Source organism: Synechococcus sp. CCY9202 (assembly GCF_034931685.1).
Lineage (GTDB): Bacteria > Cyanobacteriota > Cyanobacteriia > PCC-6307 > Cyanobiaceae > CBW1002.
This window is the reverse complement of sequence record NZ_JAYGID010000085.1, coordinates 17,771-40,444: the sequence shown is the minus strand read 5'-3', so window position 1 is coordinate 40,444 and position 22,674 is coordinate 17,771. Positions and strand designations below refer to the sequence as shown.

At 66.0% G+C, this 22,674-nt stretch carries 24 protein-coding genes; 10 read left to right on the top strand and 14 right to left on the bottom strand.

The features are described 5' to 3' along the window. Positions 1-121 precede the first annotated feature (121 nt). From VB777_RS11655 to ald, 3 genes are all read left to right on the top strand, one after another. Positions 122-715 (top strand): nicotinate-nucleotide adenylyltransferase, encoded by a 594-nt coding sequence (locus VB777_RS11655; RefSeq protein WP_197156819.1) that lies wholly within the window; start codon positions 122-124, stop codon positions 713-715. Between the two features lie 116 nt (positions 716-831). Then, a complete protein-coding gene (locus VB777_RS11650) occupies positions 832-2,517 on the top strand; it encodes an NAD+ synthase (protein ID WP_197156820.1) in 1,686 nt (561 codons plus the stop codon). Positions 2,518-2,584: 67 nt separating this feature from the next. Next, positions 2,585-3,724, top strand: coding sequence for an alanine dehydrogenase (gene ald, locus VB777_RS11645; protein ID WP_197156822.1), 1,140 nt, complete (start codon positions 2,585-2,587; stop codon positions 3,722-3,724). A gap of 7 nt (positions 3,725-3,731) precedes the next feature. Here ald and VB777_RS11640 read toward each other — a convergent pair whose 3' ends face one another. The 13 genes from VB777_RS11640 to VB777_RS11580 form a co-directional block, all read right to left on the bottom strand. Next, positions 3,732-4,793 (bottom strand): DUF3326 domain-containing protein, encoded by a 1,062-nt coding sequence (locus VB777_RS11640; protein ID WP_323249101.1) that lies wholly within the window; start codon positions 4,791-4,793, stop codon positions 3,732-3,734. After that, positions 4,787-4,975, bottom strand: a complete 189-nt coding sequence (locus tag VB777_RS11635; RefSeq protein ID WP_322758421.1) for a hypothetical protein — start codon at positions 4,973-4,975, stop codon at positions 4,787-4,789. The genes VB777_RS11640 and VB777_RS11635 overlap by 7 nt, the downstream gene beginning before the upstream one ends. An 11-nt stretch (positions 4,976-4,986) precedes the next feature. Beyond that, positions 4,987-5,349, bottom strand: a complete 363-nt coding sequence (locus tag VB777_RS11630; protein WP_197156826.1) for a 2Fe-2S iron-sulfur cluster-binding protein — start codon at positions 5,347-5,349, stop codon at positions 4,987-4,989. Beyond that, positions 5,333-6,010, bottom strand: a complete 678-nt coding sequence (locus VB777_RS11625) for a putative 2OG-Fe(II) oxygenase (RefSeq protein WP_370594779.1) — start codon at positions 6,008-6,010, stop codon at positions 5,333-5,335. Before VB777_RS11625 ends, VB777_RS11630 begins: the two co-directional genes overlap by 17 nt. A 350-nt stretch (positions 6,011-6,360) precedes the next feature. After that, positions 6,361-7,314: a F0F1 ATP synthase subunit gamma gene (locus VB777_RS11620; RefSeq protein ID WP_197156829.1), complete on the bottom strand. Its 954-nt coding sequence runs from the start codon at positions 7,312-7,314 to the stop codon at positions 6,361-6,363. Between the two features lie 13 nt (positions 7,315-7,327). Continuing rightward, positions 7,328-8,845: a F0F1 ATP synthase subunit alpha gene (gene atpA, locus VB777_RS11615; RefSeq protein ID WP_197156831.1), complete on the bottom strand. Its 1,518-nt coding sequence runs from the start codon at positions 8,843-8,845 to the stop codon at positions 7,328-7,330. Between the two features lie 60 nt (positions 8,846-8,905). Then, positions 8,906-9,454, bottom strand: a complete 549-nt coding sequence (gene atpH / locus VB777_RS11610) for an ATP synthase F1 subunit delta (protein ID WP_197170596.1) — start codon at positions 9,452-9,454, stop codon at positions 8,906-8,908. Then, the gene (locus VB777_RS11605; RefSeq protein WP_197170597.1) at positions 9,454-9,978 is read right to left on the bottom strand and encodes a F0F1 ATP synthase subunit B; all 525 of its coding nucleotides are present in this window, start codon (positions 9,976-9,978) and stop codon (positions 9,454-9,456) included. Before VB777_RS11605 ends, atpH begins: the two co-directional genes overlap by 1 nt. Then, positions 9,975-10,448, bottom strand: a complete 474-nt coding sequence (locus tag VB777_RS11600; RefSeq protein WP_197170598.1) for a F0F1 ATP synthase subunit B' — start codon at positions 10,446-10,448, stop codon at positions 9,975-9,977. The genes VB777_RS11605 and VB777_RS11600 overlap by 4 nt, the downstream gene beginning before the upstream one ends. Before the next feature lie 127 nt (positions 10,449-10,575). Continuing rightward, the gene (atpE, locus tag VB777_RS11595; RefSeq protein ID WP_010315318.1) at positions 10,576-10,824 is read right to left on the bottom strand and encodes an ATP synthase F0 subunit C; all 249 of its coding nucleotides are present in this window, start codon (positions 10,822-10,824) and stop codon (positions 10,576-10,578) included. Positions 10,825-10,997: 173 nt separating this feature from the next. After that, a complete protein-coding gene (gene atpB, locus VB777_RS11590) occupies positions 10,998-11,726 on the bottom strand; it encodes a F0F1 ATP synthase subunit A (protein ID WP_197156839.1) in 729 nt (242 codons plus the stop codon). 87 nt (positions 11,727-11,813) lie between these two features. Further along, positions 11,814-12,260 (bottom strand): ATP synthase, encoded by a 447-nt coding sequence (locus VB777_RS11585; RefSeq protein WP_231598006.1) that lies wholly within the window; start codon positions 12,258-12,260, stop codon positions 11,814-11,816. 79 nt (positions 12,261-12,339) lie between these two features. Beyond that, a complete protein-coding gene (locus tag VB777_RS11580) occupies positions 12,340-13,596 on the bottom strand; it encodes a class I SAM-dependent methyltransferase (RefSeq protein ID WP_323249094.1) in 1,257 nt (418 codons plus the stop codon). A 217-nt stretch (positions 13,597-13,813) separates the two neighbouring features. Here VB777_RS11580 and VB777_RS11575 point away from each other — a divergent pair, with 217 nt between their 5' ends. The 7 genes from VB777_RS11575 to VB777_RS11545 all read left to right on the top strand — a co-directional run bounded on the left by VB777_RS11575 (position 13,814) and on the right by VB777_RS11545 (position 22,216). Further along, on the top strand, positions 13,814-16,834 hold the full coding sequence (locus VB777_RS11575) for a phycobilisome rod-core linker polypeptide (protein ID WP_323249092.1): 3,021 nt from the start codon (positions 13,814-13,816) through the stop codon (positions 16,832-16,834). A gap of 519 nt (positions 16,835-17,353) precedes the next feature. Continuing rightward, positions 17,354-17,839, top strand: a complete 486-nt coding sequence (locus VB777_RS11570; protein WP_197156845.1) for an allophycocyanin — start codon at positions 17,354-17,356, stop codon at positions 17,837-17,839. A gap of 42 nt (positions 17,840-17,881) precedes the next feature. Continuing rightward, positions 17,882-18,370 carry an allophycocyanin subunit beta gene (apcB, locus tag VB777_RS11565; protein ID WP_197156846.1) on the top strand — a complete coding sequence of 163 codons (489 nt, stop codon included), beginning with the start codon at positions 17,882-17,884 and terminating at the stop codon, positions 18,368-18,370. Positions 18,371-18,404: 34 nt separating this feature from the next. Next, on the top strand, positions 18,405-18,605 hold the full coding sequence (locus VB777_RS11560; RefSeq protein WP_197156848.1) for a phycobilisome linker polypeptide: 201 nt from the start codon (positions 18,405-18,407) through the stop codon (positions 18,603-18,605). A 249-nt stretch (positions 18,606-18,854) separates the two neighbouring features. Next, entirely contained in the window at positions 18,855-20,018 is a 1,164-nt protein-coding gene (locus VB777_RS11555) for an FtsW/RodA/SpoVE family cell cycle protein (protein WP_231605678.1), read from the top strand. A 48-nt stretch (positions 20,019-20,066) separates the two neighbouring features. After that, positions 20,067-20,807 carry a cytochrome c biogenesis CcdA family protein gene (locus tag VB777_RS11550; protein WP_323249089.1) on the top strand — a complete coding sequence of 247 codons (741 nt, stop codon included), beginning with the start codon at positions 20,067-20,069 and terminating at the stop codon, positions 20,805-20,807. Further along, entirely contained in the window at positions 20,807-22,216 is a 1,410-nt protein-coding gene (locus VB777_RS11545; RefSeq protein ID WP_197156851.1) for a cytochrome c biogenesis protein ResB, read from the top strand. The genes VB777_RS11550 and VB777_RS11545 overlap by 1 nt, the downstream gene beginning before the upstream one ends. Here the strand turns inward: VB777_RS11545 and queF are convergent. Further along, positions 22,204-22,644, bottom strand: coding sequence for a preQ(1) synthase (gene queF / locus VB777_RS11540; RefSeq protein WP_323249105.1), 441 nt, complete (start codon positions 22,642-22,644; stop codon positions 22,204-22,206). The two genes, VB777_RS11545 and queF, sit on opposite strands and share 13 nt — an antisense overlap. Positions 22,645-22,674 lie beyond the last annotated feature (30 nt).

The window sequence follows — 22,674 nt, the reverse complement described above, 5'->3', positions numbered from 1 at the left end:
CCCTGCTGCAGCGCCTCTGCGGCCAGGATCCGGAAGTGCGCCGCTGGTTGGCCAGCTGGCAGCAGGCTCCCGTCGCCCTGCCACCGCGGCCTGCCAGCCTGCTGCCCTGAGCCGGCCACCGATGCCCGCCGTTGCCCTGTTCGGCACCAGCGCCGATCCACCCACCCTCGGCCACCGCGCCCTGCTCGAGGGGCTGCTGACCCTCTACCCAGAGGTGGCGACCTGGGCCAGTGACAATCCCCTCAAGCACCATGCGGCCCCGCTGCCCATGCGGGCAGCCCTGCTGGAGGCCCTGGTGGCAGCGATCGGCGATCCGCGGCTGCACCACCGGCAGGAGCTCAGCAGCCCCTGGACGATCGAAACCCTGGAGCGCGCCGCCCGGCAGTGGCCCCAGCACGAACTGGTGTTTGTGGTGGGGAGCGATCTGGCTCCCCAGATCCCCAGCTGGAAAGCCGCCGATGCGATCCTGCGCCGCTGCCGCCTGGCGATCGCCCCGCGCCGGGGTTGGCCGCTCACGGCGGAGCAGCAGCAGGCGCTGCGAGAGCTGGGGGCGGAGCTGGAGCTGCTGCCTCTGGAGATTCCCGCCACGGCCAGCTCAGCGGTGCGCCGCTGCCCCGATCCGGCCCAGGTTCCGCCGGAGCTGCACCCCCTGCTGCTGCAGCACAATCTGTACGGCTTCCAAGGGGGTGGTCCTGCGGCAGGCCGAATCGGCTGATGCAGCCTGATCGGGCTGCAGATGCACCAGCCTGATTGGGCTGCAGATGCAGCAGCTTGAGTCGACTGCGACCACTTCCGCCTCCTTCCCTTCCCCTCACGCCGTTCCCGCTGCCGATGCGTCTTGCTCTGGCCCAGATCGATCCCCTGGTGGGCGACCTGCGAGGCAACGGCGCCCGCATCCTGACGGCCTGCCGGGAGGCGGCGAGCGCTGGCGCCGAACTGGTGCTGACGCCGGAACTCTCGCTCTGGGGCTATCCGCCCCGCGACCTGCTGCTGCGCGCCAGCCTCGTGCAGCGCCAGGGCGAAGAGCTCGACCGACTCGCCGCCTCACTGCCCGCGGAGCTGGCGGTGCTGGTGGGGGTGGTGGAACCGGTGGAGGATGCAGGGGTGCCGGGCCTCTACAACAGCCTGGCCCTTGTGGAGCCGGGCCAGTGGCGCTTCGTGGCCCGCAAACGGCTGCTGCCCACCTACGACGTCTTTGACGAGCAGCGCTATTTCCGCAGCGGCACCAGCGCCGCCGTGCTGGAGCTGGTGCGCAGCGGCCGCCCGTGGCGCCTTGGGCTGACGATCTGCGAAGACCTCTGGGTGGACGAGCAGCTGCAGGGCCACCGCCTCGCCGGCGCGGATCCGATCGCGGCACTGCTGCCGCATCGGCTCGATCTGTTGCTCAACCTCTCGGCCTCCCCCTTCGGCCAGGAGAAGGTGGCCCTGCGGCAAACCCTGGCCTCGCGCGCCGCCAGGCGCCTGGGCTGCCCGGTGGTGTACGTGAACCAGGTGGGCGGCAACGACGAACTGGTGTTCGACGGCGTCAGCTTCGTGGTGGATGGCGAAGGGACGCTGGTGGCTCGCCTGCCCTGCGCCCGTGAAGCCCTCGGTTTCTGGGACGCCGCTCGCGACCAGGCCAGCGCCATCGCGCCGTTGCCCGAGCGGCTGGAGCAGATCTTCCGCGTGCTGGTGCTGGGGGTGCGCGACTATGCCGGCAAGTGCGGCTTCCAGCGGGCGCTGCTGGGCCTGAGCGGCGGCATCGATTCGGCCCTGGTGGCAGTGATCGCCGCCGCGGCCCTCGGCCCCGAGCAGGTGCGGGTGCTGCGGATGCCCTCCCCCTGGAGCTCCGCCGGGTCCCTCAGCGACGCCACAGCCCTGATCGAACGGCTGCACCTGCCCAGCAGCACCCTGCCGATCGCTGCGCTGATGGACAGCTTCGACACGGTGCTGACCCCAGCGCTGGGAGAAGCCCCTCGCGGGATCACGGCGGAGAACCTGCAATCCCGCATCCGCGGCACGCTGCTGATGGCCCTGGCCAACCAGGAGGGCCGGCTGCTGCTCTCCACCGGCAACAAATCCGAACTGGCGGTGGGCTATTGCACCCTCTACGGCGACATGAACGGCGGCCTGGCCGTGATCGGCGATCTCTACAAGAGCACCGTGTTTGCCCTGTGCGCCTGGCTGGACAGCCCCGCCGCAGGCCCCTGCCGCCGTGATCTGGGCCTGCCCGAGTGCGGCGAGCTGGTGGGCAGGGCCATCCGCGACAAGCCCCCCAGCGCCGAGCTGCGGCCCGACCAGCGCGACAGCGACTCCCTGCCGGACTACGCCGTGCTCGATCCGCTGCTGAAGGCCTACATCGAGGAGCTGCGCACCCCCGAGCAGCTGATCGCTGCCGGCACCGATGCCGCCCTGGCCGAACGGGTGCATCGGCTGCTGCGTCTGGCCGAATTCAAGCGGCGCCAGGCTGCACCACTGCTGAAAGTGAGCGCTCGGGCCTTCGGCAGCGGTTGGCGGATGCCGATCGCCGCACGCTGATCCCGTCACGAATGCGTGGCAGTTCCGCCCCGGCCCCGCCAATCTGGTGCAAGCCCTGCAGTGGTCCATGACAGCACCCGGCCTGACGGCCCCGATGGCCAGCATCGGCGTGCCTACGGAAATCAAGCAGGACGAGCAGCGGGTGGCGCTCAGTCCTGATGGGGTGCGCGAGCTGGTGGGCCAGGGCATGGAGGTGCGGGTGCAGGAGGGCGCCGGGCTCGGCGCCGGCATCGCCGACGATGACTACGCCGCGGCCGGGGCCCTTCTGGTGAGCTGCGAGGACGCCTGGGGCGCCCATCTGGTGGTGAAGGTGAAAGAACCGCAACCGGAGGAGTTTCGCTATCTGCGCAGCGACCTGGTGCTGTTCACCTACCTCCATCTGGCCGCCTATCCCGAGGTGGGCGAGGCCCTGCTGGAGGCCGGTACCACCGCGGTGGCCTACGAAACCGTGCAGCTCGAAGACGGCAGCCTGCCGCTGCTGGCGCCCATGAGCGAGATCGCCGGGCGCATCGCCGCCCAGGTGGGCGCCCATCTGCTGGAAAAGCCCCACGGTGGCCGCGGCGTGCTGATCGGCGGCTGTACCGGCGTGCGGCCGGCGCGGGTGGTGGTGCTGGGGGCCGGAACGGTGGGCTGGCATGCGGCACGGCTGGCGGCGGCGATGGATGCGGAGGTGTTCCTGCTGGATCACTCGCCCCAGCGCCTGCGCCGGCTGGAGGCCGACCGCAAGGGCCGCCTGGTGAGCCTGGTGAGCAGCCGCGGCCTGATTGAGCGGTTGGTGCCGGGGGCGGACCTGCTGATCGGCGCCGTGCTCACCCCCGGCGGCCGGGCCCCCACCCTGGTGGAGGAAGACCTGGTCCAGCGCATGAAGGCCGGCTCGGTGATCGTGGACGTGGCGATCGATCAGGGGGGCTGCATTGCCACCAGCCGCGAGACCACCCACACCGAACCGGTGGTGACGATCCATGGCGTGCAGCACTACGCCGTGGGCAACATGCCCGGCGCGGTGCCTTTCACCTCCACCGAAGCCCTGGTGAGTGTCACCCTGCCCTACATCCTGGTGATGGCGGGCCGCGGGCTGGCCGAGGCGGTCACCGACCGGCCCGAGCTGCTCTCGGGTCTGAACACCGTCAATGGGGCCGTCTGCCATCCGGGAGTGGCCAAGGCCCTGGGGGTGTCGCCGCGCCACCCGATGGCCTGTCTGCGCTGAGCTCCGTTCAAGCGAGGCGCCCCAGGGGCCGGCGCAGGCTGGCAGGGTCGATCCCCTCCCGCAGAGCCAGCACCAGACCAGCCGCTTCGGCGTAGGTCGTCACCTCCAGCACCTCAAGGCCCAGCGCCGCCCCGTCGACCGCCAGCACACAGGGATTGCCGCGCACGGCGATCAGCGGCACTCCCCGCTCCGCGCAGGCCAGCACGGCCTCTCCCCCCAGGGCCGCCGCCGGCGCCACCACGGCACCGATGTCTCCGGAGCGGATCAGGCCGGCCGCCCTGGAGGCAGCCGGTTCGCTCACCAGATCGGGGGCCCGGCTCAGGCCCACCAGAACGCAGGGCAGGAAGGTGTGGCCCAGCTCCTCCGCCGCGGCCCGCGGATCAAGGCTGGGATCGAGCGGCAGCGGCGCCAGGGCCGGAGCGTGGGCGCAGGGGCAACCCAGATGACGACTGAGCAGATGGCTGATCACGGCCTCGGCACCGGCCAGCCCGTCGACCCCCGCCCCCTGGCGGTAGGCCGCCAGGGCCTCACTCTCGGGCTCATCGGGGAAACGGGCCACCACGGCGATCGCCGTGGCCCCGGCCGCCACCAGCTGCTCTCCCGCCCGCAGCAGCAGATCCGGGCGCACCAGGCTGCCCCAGCTGGCACCACTGGGGCCAAGCGACAGGCTCACGTGCAGCGGTGCCTCGGTGGTGCGCACCGGGCCGATCGCCAGGCCAAGGCTGGCGCGGCAGGCATCGGCCGCCTGCAGATGGCGCTGACGCAGGGGCTCCTCGATGCCGGCATCCAGCAGCAGACCCACCCGCCGCGACGGGACCGGCGCCAGGGCCAGCTCACCGGCAGCGAAGCGATTCAGGCTCCAGCCCTCCACGTAGTGCAGCCGTGGATCGCTCCAGTAGAGCGCCGCCGCGTTCATCACGTTGGGATGGGTGATCAGGCAGCCACTGGCGGCGGCGAGCAGCCGGGCCGCCGGCAGGCCATCGCCCGCGTAGCCGCCCACGGCACAGCCCACGCCGGTGGGGATCACCAGAAGGGTGGGCAGCGGCGGCGCCGCACAGCCGCTCAACACGGCGGTTTGGTGCTCAACAGCCAAACCCCTTCGACCCTCAGCCCCCGATCAGGATCCACCGCCGTGATCGCCCAGCGCAGGGGCTCGGCGCCGCCGGGTTGGTCGGCCAGGGCGGCCCGGATCTGTGGCAGCAGAGCACCGGGCGCGGGCTTCAGCCACAACTCCAGTGGCTCGAGGCGCATGGGCGCAGCACTCACTTCTGAAACTGACCGAACTGAAGCTCGTAGAGCGCATCTTCCTGGCCGGCGAGCAGATCGAGGTCACTGCGGGGGAATGACACACACAACAGGGCATAGCCCTGCTCCTGCAGCTCCATCTTCACCCCCATGGCATCGGGCTGGTGCACACGGCCGCTGCGGAGCAGGGCTGCACAGGTGGTGCACACCCCCGAACAGCAGGAACTGGGCAAGGGCACGCCCGCTGCTTCAGCCGCGGCCAGCACGGTCTGGTCGGATCGGCACGGAAAACTGTGTCGCGTGCCGTCGATCTCGGCGGTGACGCTGAAGCTGGAGGAATCGGACACGAGCGGGATCGGACGGTCAGGCGCGCAGCCCATCTTCCCCGATGGCCTGCCACTGGCTGGGATGGGGCGCCAGGTACTCCGGCGGCCTGGAGCCAGGCGCGGCGGGCGGTGCGGTGAGCACAAAATCAAGACTGATCGAAAAGCGGTGATCGTCGGGCTCGTGGTTCTCCAGCACGGCGTGATCCAGGCAGGAGGGGAACAGCAGCAGCAGACCGGCTCGCGGCGCCACATCCAGCCAGGCCGCATTGAAGGGAGAGGCGACGCCGATCGGGCCGCCATGGCCCACCGCCAGGCCGGGCACCAACTCGTTCACCTGGCGGACCGGGAAGAGACGCAGACAGCCATGCCGGCCACTGCCATCGCCATTGAGGTAATACACAGCACTGAGGTGTGCATTGGGATGGTGATGGCGGCCCACCACCTGCCCGGTCTCGCTCACCACCGGCCAACAGCGCTGCAGATGCAGCGCCACCGCGGAATCGCAGAAGCCCAGGGCGCCGAGATAGGTCTGGGCATGGGCTGCGATCTCCGCCACCAGCGGCGCAAAGACCGGGTGGCGGTGCAACTGCCACACCCCATTGAGGTCTCCGGTCCAGGCGCAGCCGGGATCGGGGTTGGAGGCAGACTCACCGCGCAGCTCACAGATCGCCTGAATCTGCAGAGCCGTGTCGAGCGGATCGACCGCTCGCTGCACCTGACCGAGCGCCGTGGGGAAGAGGGCTTGGATCTCCAGGCCTCCCAGTGGGGTCGCCCCATGTTGTGGGGATCCAGCATGAGGGCCAGATCCTGAAGCCACACCACCGTGCTCCCTCATCAACGAGACCTGTCGCACACGCCCGGATCCTGCCAAGCCCCACGTTCGGACTGCAAACAGACGGGCACAGAAAGCCTCCGGGCACAAAAACATCGCTCAAAAAGCCGTTTCCGAGATTCGGAAACGGCCAGCTGAACAGCAGTTGCGGGACAACGAATGCGGGCCTGCAGGTGCCAACGAGCCGAGAGAAGATCTCCGCTCAGAAGGCAACTGATCTGGCCGTCAACAGATCAGGCCATCGCCACGGAGCCACCGACCACCTCGAGGATCTCCTGGGTGATCGCCGCCTGGCGGGCTTTGTTGTAATCCAGCGTCAGGCTCTTGGCGAGGGCCTTGGCGTTGTCGCTGGCGTTGTTCATGGCCGTCATCCGGCTGGCCAGCTCAGACGCCGCCGCCTCCTGCAGGGAGCGGAGCAACTGATTCTCCAGATACAGAGGCAGCAGGGCATTGAGCAACTGCTCCGGGCTCTGGTCGAAGACGATGTCCGAGGGGATCTCGGGCTGATCGTTGGCAACACCGCCGGCATCCACAGCCACGGTCAGGCGACCCTCGCGGGTGGTGAGACGGAAGATCTCGTCCTCGGGGGTGGCGATTCCCTGGGGATCCAGTGGCAACAGGGTCTGCACCACGGGCTTGGAACTGACCAGGTTGATGAACTTGGTGAAGATGATCTCGACCCTGTCGGTACTGGCAGAGAGAAACTCAGCCAGTACTTCAGTTGCGATACCACCGGCTTCGCTGGCGTTGGGAACCTGCTCGAGACCGGTGAAGGTGGCCCGGATCGGGTAGCTGCGGTTCTGGAAGTAGGTGATCGCCTTACGGCCGATCAGCACCAGATCCACGCTGTAACCCTGCTGCTTGAGCTCAGCGAAGCGTTGCTCGGTGCGTTTGATGATGTTGGCGTTGTAGCCACCGCAGAGACCACGGTCACCCGTCACAGACAACAGCGTGATTGTACGCAGATCGCGGGATTCGAGCAGGGGCGAATCGGCATCCTCGAAGCGCATGCGCGACTGAAGATTCTCCAGCACCCGTGCCAGGCGATCAGCAAACGGACGGCTACGCAACACCTGCTCCTGGGCACGCCGCACTTTGGCGGCCGCCACGAGACGCATGGCCTCGGTGATCTTGCGCGTGTTCTTGACCGAACTGATGCGGTCGCGGATTTCCTTGAGATTAGCCATCAGTACGCCCTCCTCAGACGGTGGCGAGCATGGACGATTTGACCTCGTTGATCGCATCCTTGAGCATGGCTTCAGCTTCGTCGCTGAGCTGCTTCTCGGTCTGGATCTTGGAGATGTACTCGGGCTTGTTGGTCTTGAGATACTCGCGCAGTTCACGGCAGAACTGCACCACCGATTCCACCGGAACCTCGTCGATCAGACCCTTGACGCCGGCGTAGACCACCGCGACCTGTTCAGCCAGGATCAGGGGGCTGAACTGGGGTTGCTTGAGGATCTCGCGCAGCCGCTTACCGCGAGCCAGTTGCTTCTGGGTGGCGGCGTCGAGATCCGAGGCGAACTGGGAGAAGGCAGCCAGTTCGTCGAACTGAGCCAGCTCCAGCTTCAGGGTGCCGGCGATCTTCTTGATGGCCTTGGTCTGGGCGGCTCCACCCACCCGGCTCACGGAGATGCCCACATTGATGGCGGGCCGCAGACCGGAGTTGAACAGGTCGGAGCTGAGGAACACCTGACCATCCGTGATCGAGATCACGTTGGTTGGGATGTAGGCAGACACGTCGCCGGCCTGGGTCTCGATGATCGGCAGGGCGGTCATGCTGCCCTTGCCCATGGCATCACTCAGCTTGGCGGCGCGCTCCAGCAGACGGCTGTGGCAGTAGAAGACGTCGCCGGGATAAGCCTCACGACCGGGGGGACGACGCAGCAGCAGCGACATCTGGCGATAGGCCTGGGCCTGCTTGGTGAGGTCGTCATAGATCACCAGGGTGGCCTTGCCCTTGTACATGAACGACTCGGCCAGGGCCGCGCCGGTGTAGGGAGCCAGGTACTGAAGAGCTGCTGCTTCAGAGGCGCTGGCCGCTACCACGATGGTGTAATCCAGGGCGCCCTTCTCGCGCAAAACCTCAACCACGTTGGCGACGGAGGCGGCCTTCTGGCCGATCGCCACATAGACGCAGACGACGTCCTGACCCTTCTGGTTGATGATCGTGTCAATGCCGATCGCCGTCTTGCCGGTCTGACGGTCGCCGATGATCAGCTCACGCTGGCCACGACCGATCGGGATCATGGCATCGATGGCTGTGATGCCGGTCTGCATGGGCTCATGCACCGACTTGCGCTGGATGATCCCAGGCGCCATCGATTCGATCAGACGGGTCTCGGTGGTGGCGATCTCACCCTTGCCGTCGATAGGCTGACCCAGGGAGTTCACCACCCGACCCAGCATCGCCTCGCCGACGGGTACTGCGGCGATCTTGCCGGTGGCCTTCACCGTGCTGCCTTCGCGGATGCCGAGCCCCTCGCCCATCAGCACAACGCCGACATTGTCGTCCTCCAAGTTGAGGGCAATGCCTTCGGTGCCGTCCTCAAATTCCACCAACTCGCCGGCCATCACCTGTTGGAGGCCGTAGACGCGGGAAATCCCGTCACCAACCTGCAGAACGGTTCCGACGTTGCTGACCGAGACGGATTTGTCGTAGTCCTCGATCTGCTGCTTGAGGATCGCGCTGATCTCGTCGGGGCGGATGGAAACCATGGGTGGAAATCCCCGGCAGGGGACACGAGGGGAAAAAGGCGGAAGGAGAAACGGGGGGAGCTAGCTCACCTTGGCCAGGGCCAGACCGAGGCGACGAACCTGTCCGGACAGGCTGGCGTCGATCACCTGCGAACCGACACTGACGGTGAAGCCGCCGATCAGAGCGGGATCGACCTTCTGGACGACCTCAACCTGCTCGGTGGCCGCCACGGTTTTGATCCTGCTGGTGATCTGGGCCAGCTGCTCGGCAGCCAACGTGGTGGCCGAGGTGACCGTCGCCAGGGCGATCCCGTTCTGCTGGCGGTAGAGGTCAAGCAGACGCTCCAGCACTGCATCCAGAACTTCGATGCGCTGGCGATCAGCCAACAGCTTGAGAAGATTCAGAAAGGTGGGCGTCACCTGCTCCGCGAACAGAGCCTGGAGGGCACCCTTCTTGGCTTCGATCTCGATGACCGGCGAGGTCAACGCCTGGCGCAGATCATCGGATTCATTCCAGAGCGCCAGGATCTGACGGGCCTGGTCCACAACCTGTTCCAGTTCGTTGTGGGCTTCCGCCACCTGCAGGAAGGCTTCTGCGTAGGGCGTGGTGATGGAGTTGAGCAGCGGCATCAGGCGTTACCCATCGATTGGATGGCCTGCTCGATGAAACGGGCCTGGGCCTGGTCATCGAGCTTGCCAGGAAGGCTTGAGAGGGCCTTGTCAATGGCCAGCTGGGCGGCCTGGCGTCGCAGCAGGGTGGTGACCCTGGCCGCTTCGGACTCGAGATCATTGCTGGAGCTCTGCTTGATCCGCGCCATGTCCTCGATGGTGCGCTTCTCGATCTCGAGGCGGATCGACTGGGCACGCTCCTTGCCTTCAGCGCGGATCTGATCGGCCTTCTTCTGGGCCTGACCAAGATCCTGCTGGGCCGTGGCAAGCGAGGCCGTGGCCTTGGCCAGGCGCTCCTCTGCGTCCTTGAGATCAGAAAGGATGAGGGCCCGACGGCGCTCAAGGATGCCACCGAGGAAGCTGGGGAGGAACTTCCAGAGGCAGGCGATCACGATCGCCAGGTTGATGATGTTGGATTCGAAGATGTTGAAGTTGAGGCCGAAGCCTCCCTCCGAAGCCATCACCAGGGGAAGGGGAAGATTCATTTGGTGGCAGCCAGCAGACGTTCGACGATCAGATCACCGAGTTGGTCGGCATCTCCCTGAAGCTGTGTCATGGCCGATTCCCGCTGGGAATCAATCTCACGACGCGCCTGTTCGCGCGATGCGTTGGCTTCGGCCGTCGCAGTGGCCAGGGCGTCGCGATAGAGGCGATCGGATTCCTGTTCAGCGTCGAGGATCAGCTTCTGGGTGTGGAGACGGGCCTCCTTGAGCTGCTCCTTCAATTCAGTCTCCAGACGCTCCACCTGGGCCAGCTTCTGCTTGGCCTCGGCACGACTGGTACTGATGTAATCCTCTCGCTCTTCCACGACCCGACCGACCGGGCGGAAAAACAGGGCATTGAGAATGAAGGTGAGGACGACAATCTGCACTGCCATCAGCGGCAGAGTGGCGTCGAGGTCGAACAGACCTCCTTCGGGTGCACCTGCTTCGGCAAGCAGAAGCCAGCTGGTCATGGGGCGGGAGTGGCGAGCGGACGTCCGGAGAAAAACCGGAGGGAGAACGCGGAGCGAACGGACAACGATGCGGACGAGGCCCAGGAAACCATCGGTTCCAGGGACCTCGGATCACATCCAGTTCCGATCAGCCGGCGAAGGGGTTGGCGAACAGCAGCACCAGGGCCACCACGAGGCCGTAGATGGTGAGAGCTTCCATGAAGGCCAGGGAAAGCAGCAGGGTGCCGCGGATCTTGCCTTCAGCTTCAGGCTGACGAGCGATGCCTTCGACAGCGCCGCCGGCAGCGGTGCCCTGACCGATACCGGGGCCGATGGCGCCAAGGCCGACGGCGAGACCAGCGGCCACGACGGACGCAGCGGAGGTGATGGAATCCATGGTGGAAGGGGGGATGTGGAGCGCTGGGGTAGCGCTGGTTGAACCTGTCGCCAGCGGACGTCTCCTCCTTGGAGACGGGCCCGGACTGCAACCGGACCTGCGAGCAGGAGATTTAGCAGATCGGCTGAAAGGAGCGGCACGTTGCCGTGCGCTCAATCCAGGCCGAGGGAGCTTCAGTGATGCTCTTCGTGAACAGCCTCGCCGATGTAATAAGCGGCGAGGGTGGCGAAGATCAAGGCCTGAATCGCACTGGTGAACAAGCCCAGGAACATGGCCGGCAGAGGAACGACCAGCGGCACAAGAAAAGCGAGCACCGCAACCACCAGTTCATCAGCCAGGATGTTGCCGAACAAACGGAACGAAAGGCTGAGGGGCTTGGTGAAGTCCTCGACGATCTTGAACGGGAGCATGATCGGAGTCGGCTCCACGTAGTACTCGAAGTACCGGAAACCCTTGCGGCTAAGGCCTGCATAGAAGTAGGCCAGTGAGACCAGCAGAGCCAGGGCGATCGTGGTGTTGATGTCCGCCGTTGGGGCGCCGAGCTCACCACTGGGCAGATGGATCAGCTTCCAGGGGACCAACGCACCACCCCAGTTGCTCACGAAGATAAACAGAAAGAGGGTGCCGATGAAGGGAAGCCAATCGCGGTAAGCCTTTTCACCGATCTGCTCGCGGGTGAGATCGCGGATGTAGTCCCACAGGAACTCCAGCAGGTTCTGGGTTCCCTGGGGATCGCGGCTGAGCTTGCGGGTTCCGGCAACCACGAGGGCCAGCAGCGCGCCGATCACGACCCAGGAGCTCAGGAAAACCTGACCGTGGATCTTGAAATTCCCCAGCTGCCAATAGAGGTGTTGACCAACCTCCAGTTCGGCGAAAGGGAGAACAAGTGGTAAGGCGACCATCTGGCTGGTGGGTTTCGGTGCCGCGCAGGCGGCGTTTCGGAAAACGACGGCGGAGCCGTCAGGCTTGAGCTAGTTCGGTCATGATCTTCAGCTGTCGAAGACAGCATTCAGAAGAATGGCCGGCTTGTAGAGCAGAAAGCCGATCAGGGCAGGCAGCAACTGCAACTCGGGCAGGCGCGCCGCAGCGAGCACAAGCACCACAGGCACCAGAAGCTGAAACTTGCCCACAGACTTCGATCCATTCCCGACTCGCTCAACACTGCGAGCAAGAAGCCGCAGGTAAAGCAAGCCGGCCATGGCGCCTACCAGCAGACTGCCGGCAGTGGCCAGATCAAAGCGGAGAGAGGTGATCACAACAGCCACTGCCGAAACGAGCAGCGTGGCCAGGATCAGGCGCTGCCGAAGCCGCGCGTAATCGTCCATTCCGTTGGAAGCCTTGGCCTCCGGGGCATCGGACGTGAGAACAGAGGCCTCGACACCGGCTGCGGGATGTCCCGGATCCGTGTCCTGAGGGACGGAGTCGTGAAGAGACACCGTCTCAGGGTGAGAATCCAGTGAGTCCTGCAAGCCCGCCGAAACTCTGTTATGGCGCGCGGAATCTATCACGAGGGCCTCAGTCGCCAGGCAGCAGCAGCAGCAGGCGCTGCTCCAGCAACAGCCTGGCCGTGCTCAGCAGTTGGGCGCGGGACCAGTCCGGCAGCAACCGCTCCAGGGGCTGCTCCGGACCGGCCGCCTCAAGGGCCTGGAGCAGCAGAACACCCTCCTCCGAGAGGTCAAGCGGTGCCATGTCCGAATCCAGCAGGCTGGTACCAGGCCAGCCCCAGAGGCACGGGTTGCGCACGCCGCGGGCTTGCAGCAGAACCGTGTCATCGGACCAGTCCGGTCGGAGGATCGGCCCCTTGGAGAGAAAGAACTCAAAGTGGCTGATGTCGGGATCCAGCTCCTGCACCAGTTGCCATTGCTGCCGTTCACTCAGGGCACGGGCTCGCTCGAGCAACTCGCCCTGCAGCAGCCTGGCCGGATCCCAGACGGCCGGATTGGAGAAGCCGGCGAAAGTCAGATCCGCCGAGGCCACGAAGGCGAAGAGACGATCCAGGTCGTAACTGGTCTCCTGCGGGTGCAGGTACATGTCGGCGAAGTTGGCATCGGCGGCCGTGTCCATGGCCCAGCGCTGCTCGTGATGGCGGCGCAGGCGATTGGAGGCAGGCAGGTCGGCGAACAGCTGCCGGCCGAGCCTCAGTCCGTCGGCGCCGCTGCCCGCACCCAGCAGGCCGAGGGCGCGCTGGGTGCGGTGGATCTCCCAGCGTCCGCCATCGGCATAGAGAAACAGGTGCAGGAGCCCCCCGGGCTTGAGCCGTGAGGCCAGGGCCGCCAGGCCTGCCGCCGGCTGGCGCAGATGGTGCAGCACCCCCACGGAATTGATGTAGTCGAAGCTGCCTTCGTCGGCCAGGTCCAGCAGGCTGCGGTTCTCGATCCGCACCTGGGAACGCTCGCCGCCGCCGGAGCGACGCAGCCGCTCGCGGGCCACGGCCAGGGCACCGCTGGAGATGTCCACCGCCAGGATCTCGGAGCCGGGGTTGAGATGGGCCAGGTAATCGGTGCTGACACCCGTGCCGCATCCGGCGTCCAGCAGCCGCAGCGGTCGCCCGCCCGCAGCCGCAGCGGGCAGGGCCCCGGTACAGGCCGCATAAGCCGCGTTGACACACCAACGCCAGTTGTATCCAGGCGGCGGGCCGTCCTGGAGCGGATCGCCCGGGTAGGGAAACCGGTCATAGAAGGCACTCACCACCGGGGTGGCGGCATCGGTGCTGGCACCGGGAGCGGCATCGGTGGCAGCCGGAGGAACCGATGGCGAGCCTGCGGAGGTCATGCGGAGAGCCGGGGGGTGGGGCCGAGCTTTTCATGGCGTCCAGCCCGGACGGAAGGGATCGCATCGGGTTCGTCACGGGCCGGAGGGGCGCCGTGAGCGCCTCTGGACATCCGTCCCTCCATGGGGTCGAACCACGGGGCTGCAAACATTTGTTCATGGGCTCCCGAACGCCCGCAAGGCCAGCCGTAAGTTGTCCCAGCCCGGCTCGCTCTCGTTCATGACCGTGACCGCCAGCAGCGGCAGCACCAGGGTCACACCCCAGCTCTACGACACCCTGCCGCTCTCCAGCGTCCGTCAGGCGGAGCAGCAGGACCGATTCCCCGACGGCGGGGAACTCGACAGCCTGATCACCTTCTTCCAGAGCGGTCAGACCCGCGTGGCTGTGGCCCGGCGCATCGCCGCCAATGCTCAGACGATCGTGGCCAAGGCCGCAAACCGCATCTTTGCGGGCGGCACGCCCCTCTCCTATCTGGATGCGCCCCTCAGCAGCGGAGGCGACGAGACCCCTCTCGCCGCCGACCAGGCCGCTTTTCAGCGTTCCGTGCAGACCTTCACCGGTGCCGGAGCCGCCGCCAGCCGAGGCAACCTGATCCGTCGGCTGCTCGACGGCGCCGGCGGCGACGCCGACGTGCGCGTGATCCTGCCGACCGGTTTCAACCCGATCTCGGTGGCTGTCTACGGCACCGAGCGGATGAAGAAGTCGGTCCGTGACATGGCCTGGTTCCTGCGTTACGTCGGCTATGCCGTGGTGGCCGGAGATCCCAGCATCCTGGCGGTGAACACCCGCGGCCTGCGGGACATCCTGGAGAAAGCCTGTTCGCTGGCGGCCACGAATGTGGCCCTGCAGGAGATGCGAGCCGCCGCCGCCGGCCTGTTCAAGGGCGAGCCGGAGGCCCGCCAGCTGGTGATCGATTACTTCAACGTGCTGCTCAAGGAGCTTGAGGTGCCGACGCCCTCGGCGCGTCAACGGCTCGGCAGCCCCGAGAACCAGGGACTGCAACTGCCCGCCATCTATGCGCTCTCCGCCGAAGGTGCGCAGCGCTTCAACATGAAGCCCGGCATGAGTGGTGCCCAGAAAGCCGAGGTGATTCGCGCCGCCTACCGCCAGGTGTTTGAGCGCGACATCGTCAAGGGTTACAGCCAGGTGGTCTGCCCTGTGGAAGCAACCCAGGTGCGGCAAGGCCAGATCTCGATGCGCGAATTCATCCGTGCCCTGGGCCGCAGCAAGGAATATCGCCAGCAGTTTTATGGCCGCTTCTCCAACAGCCGTGCGGTTGAACTGGCATTCCGCCACTTCCTCGGCCGGGGCCTGAGTTCCAAGGAGGAATTCACCCGCTACTTCGACATCGTCAGTGCCCAGGGTCTGAACGGCCTGGTCGATTCGCTGATCAATACCCAGGAGTACGCCCGCGTCTTCGGCGAAGAGACCGTGCCTTACCTGCGCGATCTGGGCGAGGAAGCCCAGGAGAGCGCCGGTTGGGGGTCGAACCGGAAGCTGTTCCGCTTCAGCGCTCCGTTTGAAGGAGCGCCGCAGTACATCACCCTCTACTCGTCTTACCGCCAGCCCTTCGGCGATCAACACGCCTACGGCGGTGGTAACGATCCGCTCGGTCTCAACTACGGCGCCATCTTCCCGTCCGGCACGGCCAACGTGGCCACGCGTCCGGCTCCGTATGGTTATGACGCGCGCCGCATCCTGATCGGCAATGGCATGAGCCAGCCTGGTCAGATGGACAGCCCTCAGTTCCGCAAGGCCAAACCTCGTCGGGTCGGGCCCAAGGTGGTGCGGCTGCAGCAGATCGCCACCGGAGGCAATTCCGTGCCCCTGCGCGGTGGACAGCCCAGCATCCGCGGCACTGAATCCAGCACCCAGGCCGTGATCCGGGCGGTCTACGTCCAGATCCTCGGGACCACGGGCTATGCCGGTGAGTCCACCAAGGTGGAGGAGATCAAGCTCGAAAACGGTGACATCAGCCTGCGCGAGTTCATTCGCCAGGTGGCCCGCTCGGATGCGTTCCGGCGCCGTTACTGGAGCGGGCTCTACATCACCAAGGCCATTGAGGTGATGCATCGCCGCATCCTCGGCCGGCCCACCTTCGGCCGCTGGGAGATCAACGCCTACTTCGACACGGCCGCTCGCAAGGGTTTCTACGGCGTTGTCGACGCCATGATCAATTCCCCTGAATACAGCCAGAGCTTTGGTGAAGACACCGTTCCCTACGAACGCTTCATCACAGCGGCCGATGTCAATGCTCGCCGTGTTCCGGCCCTCAGGCGAGCCTTCAATGCTGCCGCGGTGGCTGATCTCACGCTGGCCAGGCGCCCTGACGTGGCACAGCCCCAGCGCCTGCAGACCGTGGGCGATCTGGTGCCTCGCAACCTGCCCGGTCGCCGCCAGGTGATCGTCGGTGGCTGGAGCGCCACTGTGGCCGGCGGTGAAAGCATGGCCAGCAGCCGTGTGGTCGAAGGCCCTGAAAGCATCCGCAAGGATCCGGAACCCACCCGTCGCTGGAGCCAGCCACGTTGGCAGCCCGGCGGTGGTGTCCCGATGCCCTGGCGCAGCGGCGTCGTCCCCGGCCCCGTCAAACCCCTGGGGACACCAAGCGTTGGAGGTCCGAGCTGGTCTGCCACGGTGTCCACCACGCTGGTGGCTTCGCCCGCACGCCAGCCCGGTGCGGCGATGCGACAGGCCCTGCGCCCTGGCCGTCCCCAGGGGTACGGCCGTCGCCAAAGCCTCGGCATGCCTGTGGTGCTGACCAGCCTGCGCAGCGAAGACAAGCTGCAGCAGGTGATTGAGGCCAGCTACCGGCAATTGCTCAATCGTGTTCCCTTCTCTGCCGAACGGCTTGGGGATGCGGAATCCCAGTTGCGGGATGGCCAGCTGAGCGTCGCCGATTTTGTCGGCCAGATCGCCTCCAGCAGCCTGTTCCTGGATCGGCTCAACCGCATGGCCCCGCTCCGAGCTGCCGCGGCCGCGCACCTGGCTCTGCTGGGCCGCGCCGCCCAGCCCGAGGAATCCAGTCGTTTCCTGGCTACCCGAGTGCGCAGTGGTCTGCTCAGCGCTGTGGAGGCTCTGCTCTCCAGCGACCATTACGCCCAGGCGTTCGGTCGCGACACGGTGCCCTACATCCGAGGATTGGACACCAGTGACGGCATCCCGCTGGAGACCGTGAACCGCACGGCAGCCCTCTATGCCGGCAATGCCGGCCTGACTCCAGCGCCGAAAGGGGCGATCTGAGCGAGCCTCCTCACTACTGAGATCGGCTCTCGGCCCCTGCCCTTTTTCTCGTTTCATCAGAAGCGCCTTTTGCACAGGAGGGAACCGGGGCAGACCGACCAGACGAGCGGACCAGGAGGCAAAGACCAGTTGGCCCACCCCTTGCAGGGGGTGGGCTTTTCTGTGCCCTTGAAAAAGGGAAGAGCATGCGATGACGAATTCAAGCCAGATTGCTGTCGAGAAGAAACACATCCATGCACACACGCATATCAACAACTCCGCCGAAAGCCCTTACGGGCCAAGGGATCTGCGAAATCAAGCCGCCGTGAAGAACTGTTACCGGGACCCGGAAACACTGGGAGGCTTGCCGCAGAATGAGCGGGCGGTCAGGCAATCTGGCCGCACCCACATGGCTGCGAATCTCAGACCAGCAAGGCCCCTGAACCCGGTCTGCCCTGAATTTCTGCCGTGTGGACTCCCAACCCACCCACCGGATACCGGTCTCCTCTCAGGCGACCGCTTGTTTCGAGGCAGAACTGCATGAGCATCGTCTCCAACTCGATCATCAACGCGGACGCCGAAGCCCGCTACCTCAGCCCTGGCGAACTCGACCAGATCAAGGCTTTTGTAGGCGGCGGTCAGCGTCGTCTACGCGTAGCCCAGGTCCTCAGCGAGAGCCGTGAGCGCATTGTCAAGCAGGCCGGCGGCCAGCTTTTCCAAAAGCGCCCCGACTGCATCTCCCCTGGCGGAAGCGCCTATGGCGAGGAGATGACCGCCTCCTGCCTGCGCGACATGGATTACTACCTGCGCCTGGTGACCTACGGAATCATCGCGGGTGATGTCACACCGATTGAAGAAATCGGCATCATCGGCGCCCGTGAAATGTATCGGTCCCTGGGCGTCCCCCTCGATGCCATGGCGGAATCCGTGCGCGAGATGAAGGCCGTCGCCGCCAGCATGCTGACGGGCTCCGATGCCGAAGAAGCTGGCACCTACTTCGACTATGTCGTCGGCGCCCTCTCCTGAGGCTGCATCCGTCCTTCATCCACCGCTTCACACTCAGGATTCATGCAAGACGCGATCACCAACGTCATCAACCAAGCTGACGTCCAGGGGCTTTACCTTGACGGCTCCTCCATGGGCCGCCTGGAGCAGTACTACGCCAGCGGTGAGCTGCGCGTCCGTGCCGCCGCCACCATCAGCGCCAACGCCTCCGGCATCATCAAGGAAGCCGTCGCTAAATCGCTGCTCTATTCGGACATCACCCGTCCGGGTGGCAACATGTACACCTGCCGTCGGTATGCAGCCTGCATCCGCGACATGGATTACTACCTGCGCTACGCCACCTACGCCATGCTGGCCGGTGACACCTCCATTCTGGATGAGCGCGTTCTCAATGGACTGAAGGAGACCTACAACTCCCTGGGTGTGCCCATCGGAGCCACCGTCCAGGCCATTCAGGCCATGAAGGAATCCACTGCTGCACTGGTGGGTCCCGACGCCGGCCGTGAAATGGGCGTGTACTTCGACTACATCAGCTCCGGCCTGGGTAACTGATCCCTGCTGCGGAACACCCTCGCGAGGATCCCCCATGCGTCTGTTCAAGATCACAGCCTGCATCCCCTGCCCCGAAAAGGCACGCAGTCAAAGGGAACTGCAGAACACCTACTTCACCAAGTGGGTGCCCTTCGAGAGCTGGTTCGCTGAACAGCAGCGAATCATGAAGCAGGGGGGCAAGATTCTGAAGGTCGAACTGGCCACCGGTCGTCGTCAGCAGAACGTCGGCAACTGAACACCAGGACCGGCACCATCCCTTTCACTCAGCCTCAGCCCGGCCAATGCCGGGCTTTTTTCATGGTCCAGGAACGGCTTTGATGGACAGATCTGTAGTCATGCTCTCGACAAACCGGGGGGTGGCCCGGCTGAATGGGGATCCTGCATCGCTGAAACGTTGACCGGTTCCCGTTCCAGAGCATCCCGCCGCAGCAGCGGCGAGGGTGGCAGTGGCGGCAGCTCCCTTCCAAGTGCTGCCGCCACTCGGATCGGCCCACGCGGGTTGCTCCCCCTGCCATGGTCCCAGTGGCCAGCGGAAGCGCGTCTGGTGCTTGGTTTGGTGGCCCTCTGGAGTCTGGTGGGAGTGTTGGTGCTCACCTCGGCCAGCTGGTGGGTTGCAGAACGGGAAATGGGAGACGGCGCCTTCTATGTCAAACGCCAGGTGATCTGGATGGTGGCCAGCTGGGGGCTTCTGTACCTCGGCATCTGCACCAACCTGCGCCGCTGGCTGCGACTGGCCGCTCCGGCCCTGCTGATCGGTGGTCTGCTGATCGCCGCCACGCTGGTCGTGGGCAGCACGGTGAACGGGGCCAGCCGCTGGCTGGTGATCGGGCCTCTCCAGATTCAGCCCTCGGAACTGGTCAAACCCTTCGTGGTGCTCCAGGGCGCCGCCCTTTTCTCGCACTGGCGCCGCATCGGGGCCGATCAGAAGCTGCTCTGGATCGGAGTCTTCGGAGTCCTGATCCTCCTGATCCTCAAGCAGCCCAACCTCAGCACCGCTGCCCTGCTGGGCCTGCTGCTCTGGTTGATCGCCCTGGCAGGTGGCCTTTCGCTGCAGCTGCTGGTCGGTGCCGCTGCTGCAGGAGGCCTGGTGGGCACCGCCAGCATCCTGGTGAACGAGTACCAACGGCTTCGCGTCACCTCCTTCCTGGATCCCTGGAAAGATGCCCAGGGCGATGGGTATCAGCTGGTGCAAAGCCTGATGGCGATCGGCTCAGGCGGGGTGCTGGGCGAGGGCTACGGTCTCTCCACCCAGAAGCTGCAGTACCTGCCGATTCAATCCACTGATTTCATCTTCGCGGTATTCGCCGAGGAATTCGGCTATGTGGGATCAGTGGTCTTGCTGCTGTTTCTGCTGCTGTTCGGTTTCGTGGGGCTCCGCGTTGCCCTGAGCTGCCGCAGCAACCAGCAACGGCTGGTGGCGATCGGTTGCACCACCCTGCTGGTGGGCCAGTCGATTCTCAACATCGCCGTGGCCAGCGGCGCCATGCCCACCACCGGTCTGCCGCTGCCGATGATCAGCTACGGCGGCAACTCGCTGCTCTCCAGCCTGCTGGTGGCGGGCCTGCTGATCCGCTGTTCCCTGGAAAGCAGCGGCCTTGAAGCCCCGCGTCGCAGGCGGCGGGAGCGTCAACCTGCCCCGATAGGCTGAGATCAAGATCCGTAGCCGAGGCGGGGCAGCCCCGCCCTTTCCACCCGTATGACCAGCCTCGGGCTGACTCTGGCCGACTGGGCTCGTGCCAGTGAAGATCTGCTCAGCCACTCCCTCGAGCAGCCCGGGCCCTTTACCCTTGCCCTTGTCTTCGGAGCGGGCCTGCTGACCAGCCTGGGGCCCTGCTCGCTGTCGTTGCTGCCGGTCACCCTCGCCTACCTGGCAGGGTTCGGTGCGCCATCGGCCAACCCGCTGGCCCGGCCAGCTCTGCCGGTTCTGCGCAGCGTCAGCTTTGCCAGCGGCATCGTGGCGTCCCTCGTGTTGCTGGGCCTGGCCAGCGGTCTGCTGGGCCGTCTCTACGGCCAGTTGCCCAGTCAGCTGCCCCTGTTGGTGGCGGTGGTGGCCCTGGTGATGGGCCTGAATCTTCTTGGACTGGTGAAGCTGCCGATGCCGGCCGGGCCTGATCCGGATCGCTGGCGCCGTCGTGTGCCGGCTCCGCTGGCCCCCCTGGCTGCCGGCCTCGCCTTTGGCCTGGCTGCCACCCCCTGCACCACGCCCGTGCTGGCGGTGCTGCTCACCTGGATGGCCCAGAGCGGCCGTCCCCTGGCCGGCATGCTCATGCTTACCTGCTTCGGAGCCGGACAGGTGCTGCCGCTGCTCCTGGCGGGCACCGCCGCGGCCAGCCTGCCGGGCCTGCTGCGGCTGCGGCGCATCGGTCAGTGGATTCCGACGATCAGCGGCGTGCTGCTGATCACCATCGGCGGTCTCACCCTGCTGAACCACCTCTGATGACCAGCAGCTCCGCCACCTCCTCGGGTCCGACCCGAACCCTGCAACGCCTGATCGCTGCACTGGCCGATCTGCGGCTGGCGATCGCCCTGCTGGTGGTGATCGCCATCGCCAGCGGCATCGGCACCGCCATCCCACAACAGGAAAGCGCCGAGCTGTATCACCGGATCTACGACAACCAGCCCTGGCTGGGGCTGCTGGACGGCGACGGCGTCCTGCGCCTGCAGCTCGATCACGTGTATTCCAGCAGCTGGTTCCTCGCCTTGCTGGCCTGGCTGGGCCTGGCCCTTCTGTTGTGCAGCTGGCGGCGCCAATGGCCGGCCCTGCAGGCGGCCCTGCGCTGGATCGATTACCGCTCGCCCCGGCAGCTGAGCAAGCTCAGCCTGGCGGAAACCGTGAGCCTGGCCCAGCCGCAGCAAGGCCTTGATCGCCTGGCCGATCTACTTGCCCAGCAAGGCTGGCAACTGCAACGTCATCCAGACCGCCTGGCGGCCCGCAAGGGGATCCTGGGACGGATCGGCCCCCTTCTGGTGCATGCGGGCATGGTGGTGCTGATGGTGGGCGCCGCCTGGGGCTCCCTGGGGGGGCACCGGCAGGAACAGTTCCTCGCACCGGGAAGGGAACTGGAACTGCTCGACAGCCGAGGCCGCAGCCAGCTCACCCTCGCCCTGGATCGCTTCGCGATCGAGCGCGATCCAGCCGGCCGCCCGGAGCAGTTCCGCTCTCAACTGCGCCTGCTCAACCCCGCCGATCCAACCACCGGCGAGCCCAGTGTCAAGAAGGCCGAGATCAGCGTCAACCATCCGCTGCGCTACCGCGGCATCACCCTGTATCAGGCCGACTGGGCCCTGGCCGCCATCACCGTGCAGCTAGGCCGCAGCCCTCTGCTGCAACTGCCGCTGCAGAGCTTCCCGCAACTGGGTGAACAGATCTGGGGCCTGGTGCTGCCCACCCGTCCGGATGGATCAGAGCCGGTGCTGCTCAGCCTCAGCAGCGAGGACGGACCGGTGCAGGTGTTCGGGCCCGACGGCCAGAGCCTGGCCCAGCTGGTGCCCGGTGGCCCCGCTCAGGAGGTGAAGGGACTGCCGGTCCGCGTGGTCAGCGTGTTGCCGGCCAGCGGCATCCTTCTGAAACGAGACCCTGGTGTGCCGCTCGTCTACACGGGCTTCGCCATTGCCCTGGCCGGCGGCGCTGCCAGCCTGATCGCCACCCGGCAGCTTTGGGCCATCGCGGAATCCTCAGAATCGGCAGACAGCATCGAAAGCTCAAACGGGCTCAGCAGCGACCGTCCAGGCCGTCTGCACGTGGCCGGACTTTGCAACCGAAACCTCACGGCCTTCTCTCAGGAGCTGCCGTCCCTGCTGGCCCAGCTGGACCTGGAGAGGTCCACCGGCGCTCAGCAGGCCTGACGGTTGCCATGGGACACCCGCACCACGGTGTGGACATTGCCTCGGGGGTTGAAATCGGCCAGGAGCTCCATCCAGACCGGCTCGGCCGCAGCCACAAGGTCGTCGAGGATGCGGTTGGCCACCTCCTCGTGGGAAATGGCGCGATCGCGGTAAGCGTTCACGTAGAGCTTCAGGGCCTTGAGTTCCAACACCCGGGGGCCGGGCTGGTAGAGCAACCGCAGCACGGCGAAATCGGGATAACCGGAAAAGGGGCAAGTGCAGGTGAACTCCGGCAGCTCGATCGAGACCTCATAGGTCCGCCCCGGGCGAGGGTTTTCAAAGCAGATCAGCTCAGCCTCGGCAATCGCCCGCTCGCCGTAGCGAGGGGTACGTGTCTGGTTTTCCGGGGAGGGGGTTGCGGCACTGCCGGCAGCAGAGCCACTGGCGATCGCATTGGACGAGGCGGCGGTCACGGGGCT

Coding starts and splice junctions, on each gene's coding strand:
- VB777_RS11605 (WP_197170597.1), bottom strand. CDS start 9,978: ATGAATCTTCCCCTTCCCCTGGTGATGGCTTCGGAGGGAGGCTTCGGC.
- VB777_RS11600 (WP_197170598.1), bottom strand. CDS start 10,448: ATGACCAGCTGGCTTCTGCTTGCCGAAGCAGGTGCACCCGAAGGAGGT.
- VB777_RS11570 (WP_197156845.1), top strand. CDS start 17,354: ATGAGCATCGTCTCCAACTCGATCATCAACGCGGACGCCGAAGCCCGC.
- VB777_RS11635 (WP_322758421.1), bottom strand. CDS start 4,975: ATGCGCCTCGAGCCACTGGAGTTGTGGCTGAAGCCCGCGCCCGGTGCT.
- atpA (WP_197156831.1), bottom strand. CDS start 8,845: ATGGTTTCCATCCGCCCCGACGAGATCAGCGCGATCCTCAAGCAGCAG.
- VB777_RS11545 (WP_197156851.1), top strand. CDS start 20,807: ATGACCAGCAGCTCCGCCACCTCCTCGGGTCCGACCCGAACCCTGCAA.
- apcB (WP_197156846.1), top strand. CDS start 17,882: ATGCAAGACGCGATCACCAACGTCATCAACCAAGCTGACGTCCAGGGG.
- VB777_RS11630 (WP_197156826.1), bottom strand. CDS start 5,349: ATGGGCTGCGCGCCTGACCGTCCGATCCCGCTCGTGTCCGATTCCTCC.
- VB777_RS11650 (WP_197156820.1), top strand. CDS start 832: ATGCGTCTTGCTCTGGCCCAGATCGATCCCCTGGTGGGCGACCTGCGA.
- ald (WP_197156822.1), top strand. CDS start 2,585: ATGACAGCACCCGGCCTGACGGCCCCGATGGCCAGCATCGGCGTGCCT.
- atpB (WP_197156839.1), bottom strand. CDS start 11,726: ATGGTCGCCTTACCACTTGTTCTCCCTTTCGCCGAACTGGAGGTTGGT.
- VB777_RS11620 (WP_197156829.1), bottom strand. CDS start 7,314: ATGGCTAATCTCAAGGAAATCCGCGACCGCATCAGTTCGGTCAAGAAC.
- atpE (WP_010315318.1), bottom strand. CDS start 10,824: ATGGATTCCATCACCTCCGCTGCGTCCGTCGTGGCCGCTGGTCTCGCC.
- VB777_RS11550 (WP_323249089.1), top strand. CDS start 20,067: ATGACCAGCCTCGGGCTGACTCTGGCCGACTGGGCTCGTGCCAGTGAA.
- VB777_RS11655 (WP_197156819.1), top strand. CDS start 122: ATGCCCGCCGTTGCCCTGTTCGGCACCAGCGCCGATCCACCCACCCTC.
- VB777_RS11575 (WP_323249092.1), top strand. CDS start 13,814: ATGACCGTGACCGCCAGCAGCGGCAGCACCAGGGTCACACCCCAGCTC.
- atpH (WP_197170596.1), bottom strand. CDS start 9,454: ATGCCGCTGCTCAACTCCATCACCACGCCCTACGCAGAAGCCTTCCTG.
- VB777_RS11560 (WP_197156848.1), top strand. CDS start 18,405: ATGCGTCTGTTCAAGATCACAGCCTGCATCCCCTGCCCCGAAAAGGCA.
- VB777_RS11580 (WP_323249094.1), bottom strand. CDS start 13,596: ATGACCTCCGCAGGCTCGCCATCGGTTCCTCCGGCTGCCACCGATGCC.